Genomic DNA, 17,146 nt, shown 5'->3' with positions numbered 1-17,146 from the left:
GACTGAGAGCCGTGTCCGAGACGCGGGTCGACGCCGAGCCCTCGCGCGCCGACCCCGCCCAGGAGCACGGCACCCATCCGCGGCCGCCGGCCGCCCACGTGGTGCACCGCGGGCCGGGTCCCCTGGACCGTGCGGGGCTGCGCTGGCTGCGCGTCGACGGCCTCGGCCTCGCGGTCGGGGTGGCGTTCGGCTCGCTGGCGATGACGCCGTCGCTGATCCCGCGCGACTGGTTCGTGCAGGGGCTCGCGACCGGCCTGTCGGCGGCGGTCGGCTACGGCGTGGGGACCGTGCTCTGGTTCCTGATGCGGCGCACGCGGGTGGGCATCCGTCTCTTCGCGCGGGCCCGCGCGCGCGTGCCGGCCCGCGTGCGCCTCGCCGCGTGGCCGATCCTGCTCGTCGCCGCCGCGGTCGTCGTGCTCGTCATGCTCGTGGCCGGGGCGCAGTGGCAGCGCGACATCGCCCTCCTCGTCGGCATCGAACCGCCGACGCTGCTCGGCTACGCGCGGGCGGTCCCGCTCGGCGTGCTCGTCGCGGCGGCGCCGATCGCGGTCGTCCGCCTCGTGCGCCACGCCGACCACCTGCTCGTCCGGGGCCTGCGCCGCTACGCCCACCTGCCACGCCGGATCGCCGGCGCCGTCGCGGTCGTCCTGCTCGCGATGGTCATCGCCGCGGTCGTGAACCAGATCGTGCTCCGCGGCACACTGACGGTCGTCGACCAGGCCTTCTCCGGCGTGAACGACGAGACCTACCCCGGGTTCGACCGGCCCACGAGCCCCACGCGCTCGGGCTCCCCGGCGTCGCTGGTGCCCTGGGAGACCCTCGGCAAGGAGGGACGCCGCTTCGTCGCGGCCGGTCGCGACGCGGCCACGCTCGCGGCGGCGGGCGGACGTCCGGCGGTCGAGCCCGTCCGGGCCTACGTCGGCCTCGAGACCGCCACGGAGCCCCAGGCGCGCGCCGACCTCGCGGTGCGGGAGCTGGAGCGCGAGGGCGCGTTCTCCCGGCCCGTCGTCGCGGTGGTGACGACGACGGGCACCGGCTGGGTGGACGACCCGGTCGCGGACTCGCTGGAGGCGCTCTACGCGGGCGACTCCGCGATCGTGGCCACCCAGTACTCCTACCTCCCGAGCTGGCTGTCGTTCCTCTTCGACGGGCCGCGGGCCGAGGAGGCCGGGCGGCTGCTGATCGACGCGGTGCACGCCCGCATCCAGGCCATCCCGCCCGGTGTGCCGCGGCCCCGCATGATCGTGTTCGGCGAGAGCCTGGGCTCGCAGGGCTCGGAGGGCGCGTTCTCCTCGCTCGCGGACGTCCGCGCGAACACCGACGGGGTCCTGTGGGTCGGCCCGCCGAACTCGAACCGGCTGTGGTCGCAGATCGTCACCCGCCGCGACCCGGGCTCGCCCGAGGTCCTGCCGACCTACTCCGACGGGCTGGTGGTCCGGTTCGCGGGCGGGCCCTCGACGGCCGCCGTGGCGCAGAACCCGTCGACGCCCTGGATCGCGCCGCACGTCCTCTACCTCCAGCACCCGTCCGACCCGGTGGTCTGGTGGTCACCGGACCTGCTGTGGGAACGCCCGGACTGGCTCGTCGAGCCGCGTGGCTCCGACGTCGTCGGCGCGATGAGCTGGTACCCGGTGATCACGTTCTGGCAGGTGTCGATCGACCTGGTGAACGCGGTGAACGTGCCGCCGGGGCACGGGCACGTCTACACCGACGAGATCCTCGACGGGTGGGTCGCGGTCGCGGCGCCCCCGGGATGGACGGCCGCCGACACCGCGCGCGTGCGCCAGGCCCTGGCGGGCTGACCCCTCACGGCACCCCCACGGCCCCGGATGGCACGGTGGAGGCGATGACCGTCCCCGCCGCCGCACCGTCCGCTCCCCGCCGGGTCCCCGCCGCCCTGGTCCTCTCGGCCGTCGTCGCGGTGGTCGCGGCCGGGCTGGTGGCGTGGAACAACCTGCTGGTCCCGGCGCTGCCCGCGGACCCGGTGGTCCGGATGATCGCGAACGTCGCCGGGGTGCTGGTGCTGGTGCTCGCCGCGCGGGCCGGTGGGCTCACCTGGCGGGACCTCGGGCTCTGCCCGACGACGTGGAGTGCGGGCCTGCGCTGGGGTGGCGCGGCCGTCGGGGTGGCGGCCCTGGGCTACGGCGTCGCGTTCCTGCTGCCCGCGACCCGCCCGCTGCTCGAGAACCCCGGCGTCGAGTCCAGCCCGACGTCCGCGCTCGTCCTGCGCGCGCTGCTGCTCATCCCGGTCGGCACCGTGCTCTGCGAGGAGCTCGCCTTCCGCGGCGTGCTCCACGGCCTCACCGAGCGGGCCTGGGCCGGCCGGCTGTGGGCCGGGCGCGGCGTGGTGTTCGCGGTCGCCTCGGCGTTCGCCGTCTGGCACCTCGCGGGGGCGCTCGCCGCCCCCGTCGGGGGCGTGCCGGTGTTCGGCGTGCTGGTCGTGCTCGGCGTGACCGCGCTCGGCGGCGTCCTCATGTCGGTGGTGCGGCGCCGCACGGGCTCGCTGTTCGCCTCGATCGGCATCCACCTGGGCACGAACGTGGTCGGCCTGGTGGCCGTCCTGCTCGCCACCCGCTGAGGGTGAGATAGGGAATATCCGGGCACCGGGAGCCGTTCCGCACGTCTAGTGTTTCGTTGCGCAATACACGAAACCGGGTGGAATCGGAGGACGGGTGGCGCAGGCTGAGATCGGCCGGACGGAGACGAAGCCGGCGCTGGTCGTGGCGGTCCTCTCGTCGGTCGGCCTGATCGCGTCCCTCTGCATGACGCTGGTGGTGCCGATCGTCCCCCAGCTCCCGGCCCTGCTGGGCACCACGCAGGCCAACGCGTCGTGGGTGATCACCGCGACCCTCCTCGGCGGCGCGGTGGCCACCCCGATCGCGGGGCGTCTCGGGGACATGGTCGGCAAGCGCCGGGTCCTGGTCGCGACCCTCGTCCTGCTCGTCGTCGGCGCCCTCATCTGCGCGGTCACCTCCTCGCTGGTCCCCGTCCTGGTCGGCCGGTCCCTGCAGGGTGTCGCGGTGAGCGCGGTGCCCCTGGGCATCAGCCTCATGCGCGACGCCCTGCCGCCCGAGCGGCTCGGCTCCGGCATCGCCCTGATGAGCGCGACCCTCGGCATCGGTGGCGGGCTCGGTCTCCCGCTCTCCGCCCTGATCGTGCAGGTCGCCGACTGGCACGCGTTGTTCTGGACGGCGGGTGCGCTCGGCGCCGCCGGCGTCGTGCTGATCCTCGCGGTGATCCCCGAGTCGGCCCAGCGCTCCGGGGGCCGGTTCGACGGCGTCGGCGCGGTCGCCCTGACCGTCGGGCTCGTGCTCGGGCTCCTCGCGATCTCGAAGGGCGCCGACTGGGGCTGGACCAGCGCCACCACGCTGGGCTCGGCGGTCGGCGCCGTGATCGTGCTCCTCGCGTGGGGGGCGTGGGAGCTGCGGGTCACCGACCCGATCGTCGACCTGCGCATCTCCGCCCGCCGCGCGGTGCTCGTGCCGAATCTGGTCTCCGTGCCGGTCGGCGTCGCGATGTTCACCGGCATGGTGACCTTCCCGCAGCTGCTGCAGGCCCCGACGTCGTCGGGCTACGGCCTCGGGCTGTCGCTGCTCGCCGCGGGCCTGGTGCTCGCCCCCAACGGCGTCGTCATGATGGTCATGTCGCCGGTCACCGCGCGGGTGTCCGCCCGGTTCGGGCCACGGACCTCGCTGCGGATCGGCCTGGTGATCATCTCGGTCGCCTACGTGCTCGGCGTGTTCCTGCTGTCGGCGCCGTGGCACGTCGCGCTGGTGATCTCGCTGGTCGGCGCCGGGGTCGCCCTGGCCTACGGCTCACTGCCCGACCTGATCATGCGGGCCGTGCCGACGGACCGGACCGCGGCGGCGAACGGGCTCAACACGCTGATGCGCTCGGTCGGCACGTCGACCGCCTCGGCGGTGGCGGCGGTGGTCCTCTCGGCGATGACCATCCGCGTCGGACCGGCCACGGCGCCGACGTTCGCGGGGCCCTCGCTCGCCGGGCTGCAGACCACGCTGTGGATCGCGGCCGGCTGCGGGCTGGTCGCGCTGGCGGCGACGGCGCTGATCCCGGTGCTGCCGCGGTCGCGCTCGGTGGACGAGGTCGTGATCGACACCGCGAACGCGGCGCCGGACGACGCGGCGCCTGGCCCGGCCGTGCACGGGCACGTCCGGCTGGCCGGGGGCGCCCCGGCCGCGGAGGCGCACGTGACGCTGGTGGACCTGCAGGGCCGCCAGCTCGCCGTCGTCCCGGTCGACGCCGACGGCGCGTTCTGCGCGCCCGTGGACCACCCGGAGACGGTGCTCGTCATCGCGAGCGGCCCCGGCGGCCGCCCGACCGCCGAGCACGTGTCCGTGGCCGACCGCTCCGCGCCGCGGGCCCTGGTGCTGGCCAGCTGAAGCGTCAGGTCGGCGGCAGCTCCGTCGACCACAACGACGCCCCGGTGGCGTCGCGCAGGTCGACCCGCATCCGACCGCCGCTGATCGACACCTCGCCGAAGTGCTGGAACCCCTCGGCCGGGGAGACGTTCGACGTCGTCGGGGCGTGCACGAACACCTGCTCCGGTCCGAACGTCGGGTCCAGCGGGCTCGCCGGGAAGGCACCCGCGTGGGCCGGGCCGGAGACGAACTCCCAGAACGGGTCGGCGGCGATCCCGGTCCGCTCGGGGGTGTAGCGGTTGGCCGCGGTGTAGTGCACGTCCGCGGTGAGCCACACGGTGTTGCGCACGCCGCGCTCGCGGATGCCCGTGAGGACCCGGGCGATCTCGGCCTCCCGGCCCGCCGGCGCCCCTGGCGCGTTGTTCGCCACCGCCTCGATCCCGGTGTCGCCGTCCTTCACGACGATCCCGAGCGGCATGTCGGCGGCGATCACCTTCCAGGTGGCACGGCTGGCCGCGAGGCCGTCGAGCAGCCACGCGACCTGCTCGTCGCCGAGGATGCGCGACGCCGGCGCGGTGAGCGCCTCGGGGTTGGAGCCCCGAAACGTGCGCATGTCGAGCACGAAGACGTCGAGCTGCGGCCCGTAGGGGACCCTGCGGTAGACCCGCTCGCCCTCGATCGGCATCCACTCGCGGAACGCCTGCGCGGCCCGGGCCGTCAGCACGTCGACGCGCTTCTCGGTCGCGTACTTCGCGTCCGTGAGGACCTCACCGGGGTACCAGTTGTTGGTCACCTCGTGGTCGTCCCAGCTGGCGATCGTCGGGACGGCGGCCTGGAAGGACCGGTAGTGCTCGTCGAGCAGGTTGTACGCCCACTGGCCGCGGAACTCGGCGAGGGTCTCGGCGACCTTCGCCTTCTCCGGCGTCACGACGTTGCGCCAGGTCGAGCCGTCCGGCAGCGTGACGGTCTCCTCGACCGGCCCGTCCGCGTAGACCGTGTCGCCCGAGTGCAGCAGGAAGTCCGGGTCGCGGCCCTGCATCGCGCGGTACAGCGCCATCCCGCCGCGGCTCCCGTCGATCCCCCAGCCCTGCCCGACGACGTCACCGGTCCACACAACGCGGACGTCCTCGGTGCCCGACGGCGGGCGGCGGAAGGTCCCGACGACGGGCTCCGAGCCGTCGGCGGAGACCCGGTAGAAGGTGGTCCGGCCGGGAGCGGCGGGCACACGGAGTCGTCCGGTGAAGTCGGTGTCCGGCGTCAGCGGCGGGCCCTCGAGGCGCCGGGCGTTCCCGAACGACGGGTCGGAGGCGACCTCGACGACCATCCGCGCGGGCCGGTCGGCGCGCGTCCACACCAGCGCCGAGTCCGCCGTCACCTCGCCGGCCTGCACCCCGTGGGTCAGCACCGGGCGGTCGGAGCGCACCAGGCCCGGCCCGGTGCTCCCCGCGCACGCGGCGAGCAGGCCACCCCCGCCGAGGACGAGCCCGGCCCGGAGGACGTCACGACGGTTCGGCATCGTCGGAGATCATGACCCGACGACGTGAACGGCCGGTGGCGGCGGGTGAGACGGACGGTCATGATCACGTCGGGGGGACCACGATGGCCCGCCGGTAGATCGACATCAGCCAGGACCGTCCCCTCGTCGTGATCATGAGCCGTCCCGGCGACGGATGGAGTCGCCGCCCGCAGGGCACCATGGGGACATGCCCGAGGGTGACACCGTGTTCCTCGCCGGCCGGCGCCTGGACGACGCGCTGGCCGGGAAGGAGCTGACCCGCGGCGAGCTGCGGCACCCCCGGCTGATCCAGCACGACCTCGCGGGCCGGACGGTGGAGCAGGTCGTGTCCGTCGGGAAGCACCTGTTCACCCGGTTCGACGACGGGCGGAGCCTGCACAGCCACTTCCGGATGGACGGGTCGTGGCACCTGTACCGGCCGGGGCGCCCGTGGCGGGGCGCCGACCACGACATCCGGGCCATCCTCGCCACCGAGGAACGGGTCGCGGTCGGCTTCCGGCTGCACGACCTGGAGCTCCTGCCGACCGACGAGGAGGACCGGTTCGTCGGGCACCTCGGCCCGGACCTGCTGGGCGACGGCTGGGACGACGCGGCGGCCGCGGAGGTGCTGCGCCGGCTCCGGGCGAACCCCGACCGGGAGCTCGGGACGGCGCTGCTGGACCAGCGGGTGGCGTGCGGGGTCGGGAACCTCTACAAGGCCGAGATCTGCTTCCTGCTCAAGGTGTCGCCCTGGACGAAGGTCGGTGACCTGACCGAGAAGCAGGCCGTCGACGCCGTGACCTGGTCACGCAAGCTGCTCCTGCGCAACGCGTGGCGCCCGGAGCAGTCCACGACCGGCGACCTCGGAGAAGGCGCCCAGCACTGGGTCTTCGAGCGGGGCGGGCGCGGGTGCCGGCGCTGCCGCGACGTCGTCGCCGTGGCCCGGCAGGACGACGGGACGAAGGACGCCGAGGACCGCGTCGCTTACTTCTGCCCCACCTGCCAGCCCGGGCCGCACCCGGAGCTGCCGCGGGGCCGGGGAGGGCACGGCGGGCGGCGGCCGCAGCAGCAGACGGGGCGGCGGGCCCGCTACTAGCGCGGCTGCCGCTGCGCGCGGGGCGGGACGCCGTCGGGGCCGGTCAGGTCGAGGGCGTAGCCGCCGATGACGGCGGCCATCGCCCGGGTGTTGCGGTCGAGGGCGACCCGGTCGACGTTGCGGAGGTCGTCGCGGGGGCTGTGGTAGTTCGGGTCGAACGCCTGGCCCGCGGTGCCGCCCCACCGGGCCGCCTGCTCCGGGGTCTTGACCTCCTCCGCCCCGGTGAACAGCCCTCCCGCGGGGATGCCGGCCTCGATGAACGGCCCGTAGTCCGAGCGCCCGTCGAAGTCCGTGCCCGACCCCTGCACCCCGACCTGGCCGAGCGCGGCGAGCATCCGGCGCTCGATCGCGTCGGACCCGGGCGGGCCGGCAGGTGCCCCTTGCCGGTCGGAGTCGTCGCCGTCGTAGGCCAGGTAGCCGGCGTTCGGCGAGGCGACCATGTCGAAGTTCAGCAGCATCGCGATGTCGCGGCGGCGCTCCGGGTCCAGGCCGGCCACGTAGGCCGTGGACCCGATCAGCCCCTCCTCCTCGGCGCCCCACCAGGCGAAGCGGACCGCGTTCGTCACGGCGGGGGCACCCCCGAGGCGCAGCGCGGTGTCCAGCAGCGCCGCGGAGCCCGAGCCGTCGTCGTTGATGCCCGGGCCCTCGGCGACGCTGTCGAGGTGGGCGCCGGCCATGACGACCTCGTCGGTGCGCCCGGTGGTCGTCTGCGCGACGACGTTGCGGGTCGTGCGGCTCTCGGCGCGGGTGTCGAGGACGAGGGTCGCGGCGCTCCCGCCGCGCGCGAACAGCGGGTCGCCGTCCGTACGGGACAGCCCCGCCGTCGGGATGCGGGACTCGGCGACGGAGCCCACCGTCCCGTTCAGGGGGCCGGGCTCGGTGTTGACGACGACCATGGCGGCCGCGCCGGCGTCGGCGGCGAGGGCCTGCTTCTGGGCGAACGGGCACACGCCGCGGCGGGCGACGACGATCGCACCGCGCGTCGTGGGCGGGAAGTCCGTGGCCTCGCAGGCCGGGGTGGCGTCGGCCGGGGCGTCGGGCAGGACGACCAGCGGCGCGGTGACGCCGCCGGGCGGGGTGGGCCGGGAGTAGGTCAGCGCGACGGCGTTCGGCACCGGTGTGCCGGCCACGACCAGGGTCTGGGCGCCCGCGGAGAAGAAGTCGAACGGGACCGTGGGCGTCTCCACCTGGAACCCGGCCCGGCGGGCCTGGTCGGCGACGTAGTCGACGCTCTGCTCGTGGCCGGGCGACCCGGAGGCGCGGTTGCCGCCGTTCCGGTCCGCGATGCCCTGGAACTGCTGCAGGTGGACGAACGCCCCGTCGCCGGAGACCTGCTGGGCGAGCGCGGCGGGAAGCGCCGGGTCGGGCGGGGGCGGCGGGGGCGGCGGCGTCGGACCTCCGCAGGCCGCCACCATCGCGAGCACGAACACGACGACCAGCCCCGAGCGCACCATCCCCGGGGACTCTAGGACCCCGGGGACGGTCGCGCTGTGCTCGTGGCGGTCAGTTCTGCTGCGGCGGCGCGTACTGCTGGGTCGGCTGCGCCGGGGCGGGCTGCGCCGGCTGCGTCTGACCTGCGGCGGGCTGGCCCTGGGTGACCTGGCCCGTCCCCTGCATCGACGCCCGGATCTGGTCGAGGCGGTTCTGCCCCGCGTAGTCGGTGGACGCCTGCTGCACCTCGAGCATGCGGCCCTGCACGCTGTTCTGCGCCAGCTCCGCCTGACCGAGGGCGGTGGTGTACCGCTTCTCGATCTTGTCGCGGACCTCGTCCAGGGACGGGGTGTTGCCGGGGGCCGCGACCTCGCTCATCGAGCGCAGCGAGGCGGACACCTGCTCCTGCATCTTGGCCTGCTCGAGCTGGCTGAGCAGCTTCGTGCGCTCGGCGAGCTTCTGCTGCAGCACCTGGGCGTTGCGCTCGACGGCGCCCTTGGCCTGCTGCGCCGCGCCGATCGACTGGTCGTGCAGGGTCTTGAGGTCCTCGACGTTCTGCTCGGCGGTCACCAGCTGGGTGGCGAACGCCTGCGCCGACTGCTCGTACTGCTGCGCGGCCTGCTCGTCGCCCTTGGCCCGCGCCTGGTCGGCCATCGTCAGCGCCTGCCGCGCGGACGACTGCAGCTTCTCGATGTCACCGAGCTGGCGGTTCAGCTTCATCTCCAGCTGACGCTGGTTGCCGATCACCGAGGCCGCCTGCTGCGACAGCGCCTGGTGCTGGCGCTGGGCGTCCTCGATCGCCTGCTGGATCTGCACCTTGGGGTCCGCGTGCTCGTCGATCTTCGACGAGAACGCCGCCAGGAAGTACTTCCAGGCCTTCACGAAGGGGTTGGCCATCTGCTCCCGCCCAACTCGTCACCGTCCGCACAGGCCAACTGCGCCGACCTGGTCTCGCGCTCCATCGTGTCAGCTCTCCGCGCACTGTTCCACCGAGGCCCGGCCTCGGCGCGCAATCGGTGATCGCGAGCGCCGAACGGTCAGGCCGCCGACGGCACCGGGTCGCGGGCGAGCGTGACCAGCTCGACCAGGCGCAGCTCGCCGCCCGACGCCACCGTGTCGTCGGCGTCGTCCGTGTCGACGTCCGCGTCGGGCGCCGGCGTCTCCTCCGCCAGGTCGACCACCGTGGCCTCGCTGCCGTCCGTGGCCACCGCGGCGTCGTCGGAGGCCGGCCCGGGCTCCGGCGCGGCCTCGGTGGAGCCCTCGAACGCCTCCTCGACCGCCGAGCGCAGGGCCGCGTCGACGGAGATCTTCCCCGTCGCTCCGCTCGCCCCGACGAGACGCCGGTCCGCCAGACGTGCGGGGACGCGGGGAGCGACCGGCTCGGGCCGCATGGTCGCGGCGACGTCGTCCAGCAGGTCCGGCAGCGGCAGCGCGAGGGCCTCGCAGATGGCGGCGAGCAGCTCGCTCGACGGCTCCTTGCGCCCACGCTCGATCTCGGACAGGTAGCCCAGGCTCACCCGTGCGTCCCGCGAGACGTCTCGCAGGGTCCGTCGACGCTCGGTGCGGGCGCGGCGGATCGTGCCGCCGATCGCCTCGCGCAACAACAGCGCCATGTGAGCACCTCCCGGCCGCACCCGCCGTCGGGAACTCGCGGCCCCGACCAGAGCCCGGCATCGATGACCGTTCCGACCACGGTACCGATTCGCCGGCGACCGCGTCGGGGCCGAGCACCGCGTTCACCGTGGGCGAACGCGCCTGCTCACCGCATCGCCGCCCGGCGCAGCCGCACGGCCTGCGCGACGTAGTCCAGCCCCGTCACCACTGTCACCACGACCGCGAGCAGGAACAGCGTCGCGACGGCGGGCTCGGCCACCGCGGGCAGCGGCATGATCGCCAGCCCGAGCGCGAAGGTCTGCAGCACCGTCTTGAGCTTGCCCCCGCGGCTGGCCGGGATCACCCCGTGGCGCAGCACCCAGAAGCGCAGCAGGGTCACGCCGAGCTCCCGCACGGCGATCACGATCGTCACCCACCACCCGAGCTCGCCGAGCAGCGACAGCCCGACGAGAGCCGCCCCGACGAGGGCCTTGTCCGCGATCGGGTCCGCGATCTTGCCGAAGTCGGTGACCAACTCCCAGCGGCGGGCGAACTCGCCGTCGAAGGTGTCCGTGACCGAGGCGAGGGCGAACACGCCGAACGCGATCCAGCGCCACCCGGCGTCGTGCCCCCCGGCCGCGAACAGCGTGACCAGGAACACCGGCACCAGCACCAGGCGCACCACGGTGAGCGCGTTGGCGATGTTCACCAGGGGGACGACGCGCTCCACGGCGTCCTTCCCGTCCACGGCCTGCTGGGTCACCGCGCACCCGCCGCGGCGGGCACCCGGTCGGTCCCGGGGGCGAGCACCTCGAGCGCCTCGACGACCAGGTCCACCCCCTCGGAGGCGACGACGCGGCCGCGGACCATCGTCCCGCGGGTCAGGTCCGCCAGGAGGTCGTCGGAGCCGGTGAGCAGGCACTCGCCGTCGACGTCGGGGCCCTGGTGGGCGGCGCGACCGATCCAGACCAGGTCGCCCGGCTCGGTGTCGGCGGCCTCGGCGGCCTCGTCGGGCTCGTCGTCGGCGAACTCCACCATCGCGGGGTCGGCGTCGAGGCCCAGGTCGGCGAGGTCCAGGTCCTCGACGTCGGCGAGGTCCGGGTACTCCGCCGCGGCCGCCTCGGAGAGCTCCTGGCGCTCGACGAGCACCTCGACCTCGGTGCCCACCCGGCGGGCCGCGCGGTCCGCGGTGAGCACCTCGACCAGCGAGGTCACCCGCTCCACGCGGGCGGCGACCTCGGCGGGGTCGATCTTGTCCGGGAGGTCGGCGGCCTCGGTGCCGTCCTCGTCGGAGTAACCGAAGACCCCCACCGCGTCCAGCTCGGCCTCGGCGAGGAAGGCCTCCAGCTCGGCGAGGTCCTCCTCGGTCTCCCCCGGGAAGCCGACGATCACGTTCGACCGGATGCCGGCCTCGGGCGCGAGGGCGCGGATCTCCGCGCACAGGGCCGTGAACGACGACCGCGACCCGAAGCGGCGCATGCGGCGCAGCAGCGGGGCGGACGCGTGCTGGAAGGACAGGTCGAAGTAGTCCGCGACCCGGTCGGTGCGCGCGATGGCGGCCAGCAGCGGCGGGCGGACCTCGGCGGGCTGCAGGTAGGACACCCGCACCCGCCGCATCCCGGGGACCTCGGCGAGGTCGCCCAGCAGCCGCTCCAGCGCCCCGCCCGCGGCGCCGCGGGCGTCGATGTCCTTGCCGTACGACGTGGAGTTCTCGCTGACCAGCGTCACCTCGGCCACGCCGTGGTCGGCGAGCCAGGCGGCCTCCGCGACGACGTCGGCCGGGTCGCGCGAGACGAACGCCCCGCGGAACGACGGGATCGCGCAGAAGGCGCAGCGCCGGTCGCACCCGGAGGCGAGCTTCAGCGGGGCCACGGGCGCGTCGTCGAGCCGCTTGCGGGGGATCTCGGGCAGCCAGTCGTGGCCGGGGATGCTGCCGTCCCGGACCGCCTCGGGGCGCTTCACGGGGCTGAGCGGGAGCAGCGTGCGGCGGTCGGCCGGCTGGTGGGAGGCGAGGGGCCGGCCGGCCAGGACGTCGTCGAGCCGCTCGCCGATCGCGCCGTAGTGGTCGAAGCCGAGCACGGCCGTCGCCTCGGGGAGGGCCTCCGCGAGCTCGGCGCCGTAGCGCTCGGCCATGCAGCCGACCGCGACGACCTTGGAGTCGGGCCCCCCGGCGGCGAGGACCGCGTCCACGGAGTCCTTCTTGGCCTGCTCGACGAAGGTGCAGGTGTTGACCAGCACGACGTCGGCCGACCCGTCGTCGGCACCCGAGATCTCCCAGCCCTCGGCGGCGAGCCGCCCGGCGAGCTCCTCGGAGTCGACGTCGTTGCGCGCGCAGCCGAGGGTCACGAGCGCGACGCGGCCAGGGTTCCCGGATCGCTGCGGCACCCGTCCAGGGTAGACGCACCGGCGCCGTGCCCCGGCGTCGGCGGTGCCTAAGGTGGCACTCCGTGACATCCGCGTCGACATCGCCGCCGACCTCGCCGATCCTGCTCCGCCGCGCCCGGACGGCCGACGTCCGCGGGATCAAGGCCCTCGTCGACTCGTTCGCCGACGACAACATCCTGCTGCGCAAACCCCTGGTTACCCTCTACGAGACCGTGCAGGAGTTCCGGGTGGCGGTGCGCGGCCGCGAGGTCGTCGGGTGCGGGGCCCTGCACGTGCTCTGGGAGAACCTCGGCGAGGTCCGCACCATCGCGGTGGACCCGTCCACCCAGGGCGGCGGCGTGGGTCACACCCTGGTCGACGAGCTGATCGCGCAGGCGCGCGCGCTCGGGCTCGCCAGCCTCTTCGTCCTCACCTTCGAGGTGGACTTCTTCCTCCGGCACGGCTTCCGGGAGATCGACGGCTCGCCGGTCAGCGAGGAGATCTACCTGGAGATGATGCAGTCGGCGGACGAGGGCGTCGCGGAGTTCCTCGACCTGGCCTACGTCAAGCCGAACACCCTCGGGAACACGCGGATGCTGCTGGACCTGTAGGGACTCAGGCGGCCTGCGCCGGACCGGCCTCCGGCGTCGGGGCGACGGTCGGGGCGGACGGGGCGGGCGGGGCTGCGACCGGGCGGACGACCTCCGGGCGGGTCCCGGTCGGCAGCACCACGCGGACCGCGAGGGCGCCGGTGGTCGAGGTCACCTCGACGGTCCCGCCGAGCAGCGCCGCCCGCTCCTGCAGGGCCGGCGGGACCTGCGCGGCGCGGGACCCGGGCAGGCGGCCCCGTCCGCAGGTCACCTCGAGGGCCAGGGCGTCGGCCCGGTGCTCCACGGACACGCCGGCCGCGACCGGTCCCGGGCGCGACGCGACCTCGGTGACGAGTTCCGCGAGCAGGCGGGCGGCCAGCAGCCCGACCTCCGGGCGCTCCGTGGCGGGCACCCCGCACACCAGGACCGACGGCGGACGGCCGGTCCGCGGCGCGGCCTGCTGGGCGGCGGCCACGAGGACCGCGACCCGGCCCTCGTCGAGCACGCCGTCCCCCGGGGTCGACGGCCCGGGCGCCAGGTCCACCGCGGTCAACGCGGGGAGCACCCCGTCCAGGCGGTGGCGGGCGACCCGCACCCGGCGGGCCTCGGCCTCGCCGGACGCGAGGACGGCCAGCTCGGCGAGCAGGGTCCGGTGACCCGCCGTCGAGAGCCCCAGGCGGGCGTGGGCACCGCACCGGCCGTGGGCGTCCACGGCCCCGAGCCAGCGGCGGCGACGGTTCGCGACGGCGGCGCGGCGGCGGTGGAGCCCGACGCCCCAGGCGACCGCGAGCACCACCCCGAGCAGCAGGCAGGCGCCGGACTCCGGCTCGGTCCCCACCGGGAGATCCACGGTCCCGGCGATCGCCCCGGCCGCGGGGGCGGCCGTCGTCGCGAACGGGGCGGCGGCGGCGAGGACGCCGAGGACCAGGGCGAGGGCGGCGCCGGAGGCGGCCGGCGGGGCGTGGCGGGCGGTCACGGCGATCGCGACCGCGAGGCCGAGCACCAGCAGCGGGCCGGCGGCGACGGAGGCGGGGAGCAGGACCACGACGAGCGCGACCAGGGCCAGCACGACCGACCCGGCCGCGGTCGCGAGCAGGACGAGCGGCCAGCGCACGCCGTGCTCCGGGGACCCGACCTCGGGCAGCCCGCCGAGGGCGGCGGCGCGCTCGGTGGCGTCCAGGGCGGCGGCCGCGTACCGCGGGGCCTGCTCGTCCCCGGCGGCCTCGAGGTCGTGCAGGTGGCCGACCACGACGGCCCGCAGGTCGGCCGCGACGCGCTCCCGCTCGTCCCGCACGAGGCGCGTGGCGTCCTCGTCCGTCCCCGACTCGTCACCGATCATGTCCGCCACTCCCGACCCCCGTAGGACGCCAGCGGGAGGCAGCCTGGCAGACCACGCTCCGTGGCCTGCCGGGACACGCGGGGCCTCGTCAGGCCTCCACCCGATCCGGGTCCCCGTCCTCGGCCGGGTCCGCCCCGTCGGTGCGGGGTGCGGGGGCCGGCTCACCGCGCAGCGAGGCCAGGAGGTCGGGCAGCTCGTCGGGCTTGAACAGCACGTCACGGGCCTTGGAGCCCTCGCTGGGCCCCACGACGCCGCGCGTCTCGAGCAGGTCCATCAGCCGGCCGGCCTTGGCGAAGCCGACCCGCAGCTTGCGCTGCAGCATCGAGGTCGACCCGAACTGACTGGTCACGATGAGTTCGGCCGCCTGCACGAGCAGCTCGAGATCGTCGCCGATGTCCGGGTCGATCTCCTTCTTCTCCGCCGCGGCCTCGGTGGTGACGGCGTCGTCGTAGTCCGGCTCGGCCTGGGCCTTGGTGAAGTCCACCATCGCCGAGATCTCGTCGTCGCCGACGAACGCGCCCTGGAGGCGGTTGGTCTTGCCCGCACCCATCGGCAGGAAGAGCGCGTCGCCCATGCCGATCAGCTTCTCGGCGCCGGGCTGGTCGAGGATGACGCGGCTGTCGGTGAGCGAGCTCGTCGCGAAGGCGAGCCGGGACGGCACGTTCGTCTTGATCAGGCCGGTGACGACGTCGACCGACGGGCGCTGCGTGGCGAGCACGAGGTGGATGCCGGCGGCCCGCGCCTTCTGCGTGATCCGCACGATCGCGTCCTCGACGTCGCGCGGGGCGGTCATCATCAGGTCGGCGAGCTCGTCGACGATCGCGAGGATGTACGGGTAGGGCCGGTAGACGCGCTCTGAGCCCGGCGGTGCGGTGATCTTGCCGGAGCGCACCTGCTCGTTGAACACGTCGATGTGGCGCACCCGGTTGGCCTGCATGTCCGCGTACCGCTGCTCCATCTCCTCGACGAGCCACTGCAGCGCGGTCGCAGCCTTCTTCGGCGAGGTGATGATCGGCGTGATCAGGTGCGGGATGCCCTCGTAGGGCGTCAGCTCGACCATCTTCGGGTCGATCAGGATCATCCGGACCTCGTCCGGTGTCGCCCGCGCCAGCAGCGAGACCAGCATCGAGTTGACGAAGCTGGACTTACCGGAGCCGGTGGAGCCCGCGACGAGCAGGTGCGGCATCTTCGCGAGGTTCGCCAGCACCATCTGGCCCTCGATGTCCTTGCCCAGGCCGATGACCATCGGGTGGGTCTCGCGGCGCGCGGTGGTGGACGTGAGCACGTCGGCCAGCCGGACCATCTCGCGGTCGGTGTTGGGCACCTCGATCCCGACGGCGGACTTGCCCGGGATCGGCGCCAGCAGCCGCACGTTCTCCGTCGCCGCGGCGTAGGCGAGGTTGCGGTGCAGCTGGGTGATCTTCTCGACCTTCACCCCGTGCCCGAGCTCCACCTCGTACCGGGTGACCGTCGGGCCGCGCACGAAGCCGGTGACCTGCGCGTCGATCTTGAACTGCTCCAGGACCCCGGTGATCGCGTCGATCATGGCGTCGTTCGCCGCGGAGCGGGCCTTCGGCGGGTCGCCCGCGGTCAGCAGGTCCGGCGGGGGCAGGTGGTAGTCCTGCTCGCCCTCGGGGGTCTCGCGGTGGCTGGAGAAGGACTGCGCCGCCCGCGGGTCGGTCTCGGTCTCCTCGACGACGGGCGGCGTCTCGGGGATCTCGGCCGCGGGCACCTTCTTCCGCGGGGCCTTCTTCTCGACGGCGGGTGCGGCCGGTTCCGGTTCCTCGGCCGCGGCGGGGGCGGCCTCCGCGTGCTCGCGGTGGCGGGCCGGGTGGGCGTCCGCGTCGAGTTCCTCGCCCTCGCCGGCGGCCTCGTCCTTCTTCCGGCGGCGCCGGGGCTTCTCGATCACCTCGGTGGCCGCGACGTCCTCGTCGACCTCGTCGGCCGAGCCCCACTCGTCGTCGTACTCCTCGTCGAAGGCCTCCCCGGTGACGAGGGCGCGGACCCGGTGCGGCACCTCGCGGACCGGGGTGCCCGTGAGCACCAGCAGGCCGAACGCCGCGACCAGCACCAGCACCGGCATGGCGAGCCAGATGGTGACGCCGGCGGTGAGCGGGTCGGCGACCCACGCGCCGATCACCCCTCCCCCGGCCTGGCGCCCGGGGAGCGGCCCGGGCGCGCCGACGGACAGGTGCCAGGCGCCGAGCACACCCACCGCGAGGAGCAGGGCGCCGACGACGGTCCGCGGACGGGTCTCCGGGGAGGGGTCGGTGCGCATCAGCACGAGGGCGATCCCGAGCAGGATCACGGGCAGTGCGAGGGCGAGGGACCCGAGGACGGTGCGGACGGCGATCTGCAGCCCCGTCCCGACCGGCCCGCCGGCCCCGAGCCACAGGCCGGCGGCCGTGACCAGCGCCAGCACGACGAGGGCCAGCGCGATCCCGTCCCGACGGTGCGCGGCGTCGATCTCCCGGCCGCGGCCGATCGTGCGGGCCACCGACCCCAGTCCGCGCGCCGTCAGCGTCCAGGCACCGCGCACCCCGCGGGCGAGCGGGCCCGGCCCGGAACGCCGCGGGGCGGGCTTGCGCGCCGTGGCACGACCGCGTCCCTTCGCCGGGGCCCGTCGGCCGTTCGAGCGCGACGGCGAGGCGGTCGCGACCGTGCGCTCCGGCGTCCGCCCGCCGGTGAGGGGGCGGCTGCGCTGCGAACGCGTGTCGGTACGGGCCATGGCGGACACGGTAACCGCGCCGCCCCACGCGTCCCGGCAGCCACACGCGTCCGGCCGGGTGTCGGGCGGATCGCAGCACTCCCCGCCTCGCCCCGACGAGAGGTCCCTCATCGGGCTCCGGCGGTACCGCC

General features: G+C 75.0%; 13 protein-coding genes. 5 read left to right on the top strand and 8 right to left on the bottom strand.

Annotation, left to right across the window (positions count from 1 at the left end; translation table 11 throughout):
- Nucleotides 1-11: 11 nt before the first annotated feature.
- The 3 genes from WCD74_RS09195 (at nucleotide 12) to WCD74_RS09185 (ending at nucleotide 4,400) form a co-directional block, all read left to right on the top strand.
- Entirely contained in the window at nucleotides 12-1,802 is a 1,791-nt protein-coding gene (locus WCD74_RS09195) for an alpha/beta hydrolase (protein WP_337694544.1), read from the top strand.
- A gap of 44 nt (nucleotides 1,803-1,846) precedes the next feature.
- On the top strand, nucleotides 1,847-2,578 hold the full coding sequence (locus WCD74_RS09190; protein ID WP_337694543.1) for a CPBP family intramembrane glutamic endopeptidase: 732 nt from the start codon (nucleotides 1,847-1,849) through the stop codon (nucleotides 2,576-2,578).
- A 94-nt stretch (nucleotides 2,579-2,672) separates the two neighbouring features.
- Complete coding sequence (locus tag WCD74_RS09185; RefSeq protein WP_337694542.1) at nucleotides 2,673-4,400, top strand: MFS transporter; 1,728 nt, start codon at nucleotides 2,673-2,675, stop codon at nucleotides 4,398-4,400.
- Nucleotides 4,401-4,404: 4 nt separating this feature from the next.
- Here the strand turns inward: WCD74_RS09185 and WCD74_RS09180 are convergent, their stop codons facing one another.
- Nucleotides 4,405-5,895: an alkaline phosphatase D family protein gene (locus tag WCD74_RS09180; RefSeq protein ID WP_337694541.1), complete on the bottom strand. Its 1,491-nt coding sequence runs from the start codon at nucleotides 5,893-5,895 to the stop codon at nucleotides 4,405-4,407.
- 187 nt (nucleotides 5,896-6,082) lie between these two features.
- On the opposite strand from WCD74_RS09180, the gene WCD74_RS09175 reads away from it, so the two are divergent.
- A complete protein-coding gene (locus tag WCD74_RS09175; RefSeq protein ID WP_337694540.1) occupies nucleotides 6,083-6,970 on the top strand; it encodes a DNA-formamidopyrimidine glycosylase family protein in 888 nt (295 codons plus the stop codon).
- Here WCD74_RS09175 and WCD74_RS09170 read toward each other — a convergent pair.
- The 5 genes from WCD74_RS09170 to WCD74_RS09150 all read right to left on the bottom strand — a co-directional run bounded on the left by WCD74_RS09170 (nucleotide 6,967) and on the right by WCD74_RS09150 (nucleotide 12,379).
- Nucleotides 6,967-8,424 (bottom strand): M28 family peptidase, encoded by a 1,458-nt coding sequence (locus WCD74_RS09170; protein WP_337694539.1) that lies wholly within the window; start codon nucleotides 8,422-8,424, stop codon nucleotides 6,967-6,969. The genes WCD74_RS09175 and WCD74_RS09170 overlap by 4 nt on opposite strands.
- A 49-nt stretch (nucleotides 8,425-8,473) precedes the next feature.
- Nucleotides 8,474-9,298: a PspA/IM30 family protein gene (locus WCD74_RS09165; RefSeq protein WP_337694538.1), complete on the bottom strand. Its 825-nt coding sequence runs from the start codon at nucleotides 9,296-9,298 to the stop codon at nucleotides 8,474-8,476.
- A gap of 140 nt (nucleotides 9,299-9,438) precedes the next feature.
- A complete protein-coding gene (locus WCD74_RS29940; RefSeq protein WP_373696047.1) occupies nucleotides 9,439-10,014 on the bottom strand; it encodes a helix-turn-helix domain-containing protein in 576 nt (191 codons plus the stop codon).
- A gap of 146 nt (nucleotides 10,015-10,160) precedes the next feature.
- On the bottom strand, nucleotides 10,161-10,757 hold the full coding sequence (gene pgsA / locus WCD74_RS09155) for a CDP-diacylglycerol--glycerol-3-phosphate 3-phosphatidyltransferase (RefSeq protein ID WP_337694537.1): 597 nt from the start codon (nucleotides 10,755-10,757) through the stop codon (nucleotides 10,161-10,163).
- Complete coding sequence (locus WCD74_RS09150) at nucleotides 10,754-12,379, bottom strand: MiaB/RimO family radical SAM methylthiotransferase (RefSeq protein WP_337694536.1); 1,626 nt, start codon at nucleotides 12,377-12,379, stop codon at nucleotides 10,754-10,756. Before WCD74_RS09150 ends, pgsA begins: the two co-directional genes overlap by 4 nt.
- A gap of 62 nt (nucleotides 12,380-12,441) precedes the next feature.
- Here WCD74_RS09150 and WCD74_RS09145 point away from each other — a divergent pair, with 62 nt between their 5' ends.
- Complete coding sequence (locus tag WCD74_RS09145; RefSeq protein ID WP_337694535.1) at nucleotides 12,442-12,969, top strand: amino-acid N-acetyltransferase; 528 nt, start codon at nucleotides 12,442-12,444, stop codon at nucleotides 12,967-12,969.
- Nucleotides 12,970-12,973: 4 nt separating this feature from the next.
- Here WCD74_RS09145 and WCD74_RS09140 read toward each other — a convergent pair whose 3' ends face one another.
- Both WCD74_RS09140 and WCD74_RS09135 read right to left on the bottom strand, forming a co-directional pair.
- Nucleotides 12,974-14,287 (bottom strand): hypothetical protein, encoded by a 1,314-nt coding sequence (locus WCD74_RS09140; RefSeq protein WP_337694534.1) that lies wholly within the window; start codon nucleotides 14,285-14,287, stop codon nucleotides 12,974-12,976.
- An 88-nt stretch (nucleotides 14,288-14,375) separates the two neighbouring features.
- Nucleotides 14,376-17,015, bottom strand: a complete 2,640-nt coding sequence (locus tag WCD74_RS09135) for an FtsK/SpoIIIE family DNA translocase (protein ID WP_337694533.1) — start codon at nucleotides 17,013-17,015, stop codon at nucleotides 14,376-14,378.
- Between the last annotated feature and the right edge of the window lie 131 nt (nucleotides 17,016-17,146).

This window comes from Actinomycetospora aurantiaca (genome assembly GCF_037401875.1).
In the GTDB taxonomy this organism is placed as follows: Bacteria; Actinomycetota; Actinomycetes; order Mycobacteriales; family Pseudonocardiaceae; genus Actinomycetospora; species Actinomycetospora aurantiaca.
The sequence above is the reverse complement of the archived record's forward strand: the minus strand, read 5'-3'. Positions and strand labels throughout refer to the sequence as shown.

Excerpts from the sequence above, each read along its gene's own strand:
- WCD74_RS09190 (WP_337694543.1), top strand. The coding sequence starts at position 1,847 with ATGACCGTCCCCGCCGCCGCACCGTCCGCTCCCCGCCGGGTCCCCGCC.
- WCD74_RS09180 (WP_337694541.1), bottom strand. The coding sequence starts at position 5,895 with ATGCCGAACCGTCGTGACGTCCTCCGGGCCGGGCTCGTCCTCGGCGGG.
- WCD74_RS09175 (WP_337694540.1), top strand. The coding sequence starts at position 6,083 with ATGCCCGAGGGTGACACCGTGTTCCTCGCCGGCCGGCGCCTGGACGAC.
- WCD74_RS09170 (WP_337694539.1), bottom strand. The coding sequence starts at position 8,424 with ATGGTGCGCTCGGGGCTGGTCGTCGTGTTCGTGCTCGCGATGGTGGCG.
- WCD74_RS09165 (WP_337694538.1), bottom strand. The coding sequence starts at position 9,298 with ATGGCCAACCCCTTCGTGAAGGCCTGGAAGTACTTCCTGGCGGCGTTC.
- WCD74_RS29940 (WP_373696047.1), bottom strand. The coding sequence starts at position 10,014 with ATGGCGCTGTTGTTGCGCGAGGCGATCGGCGGCACGATCCGCCGCGCC.
- WCD74_RS09140 (WP_337694534.1), bottom strand. The coding sequence starts at position 14,287 with ATGATCGGTGACGAGTCGGGGACGGACGAGGACGCCACGCGCCTCGTG.
- WCD74_RS09135 (WP_337694533.1), bottom strand. The coding sequence starts at position 17,015 with ATGGCCCGTACCGACACGCGTTCGCAGCGCAGCCGCCCCCTCACCGGC.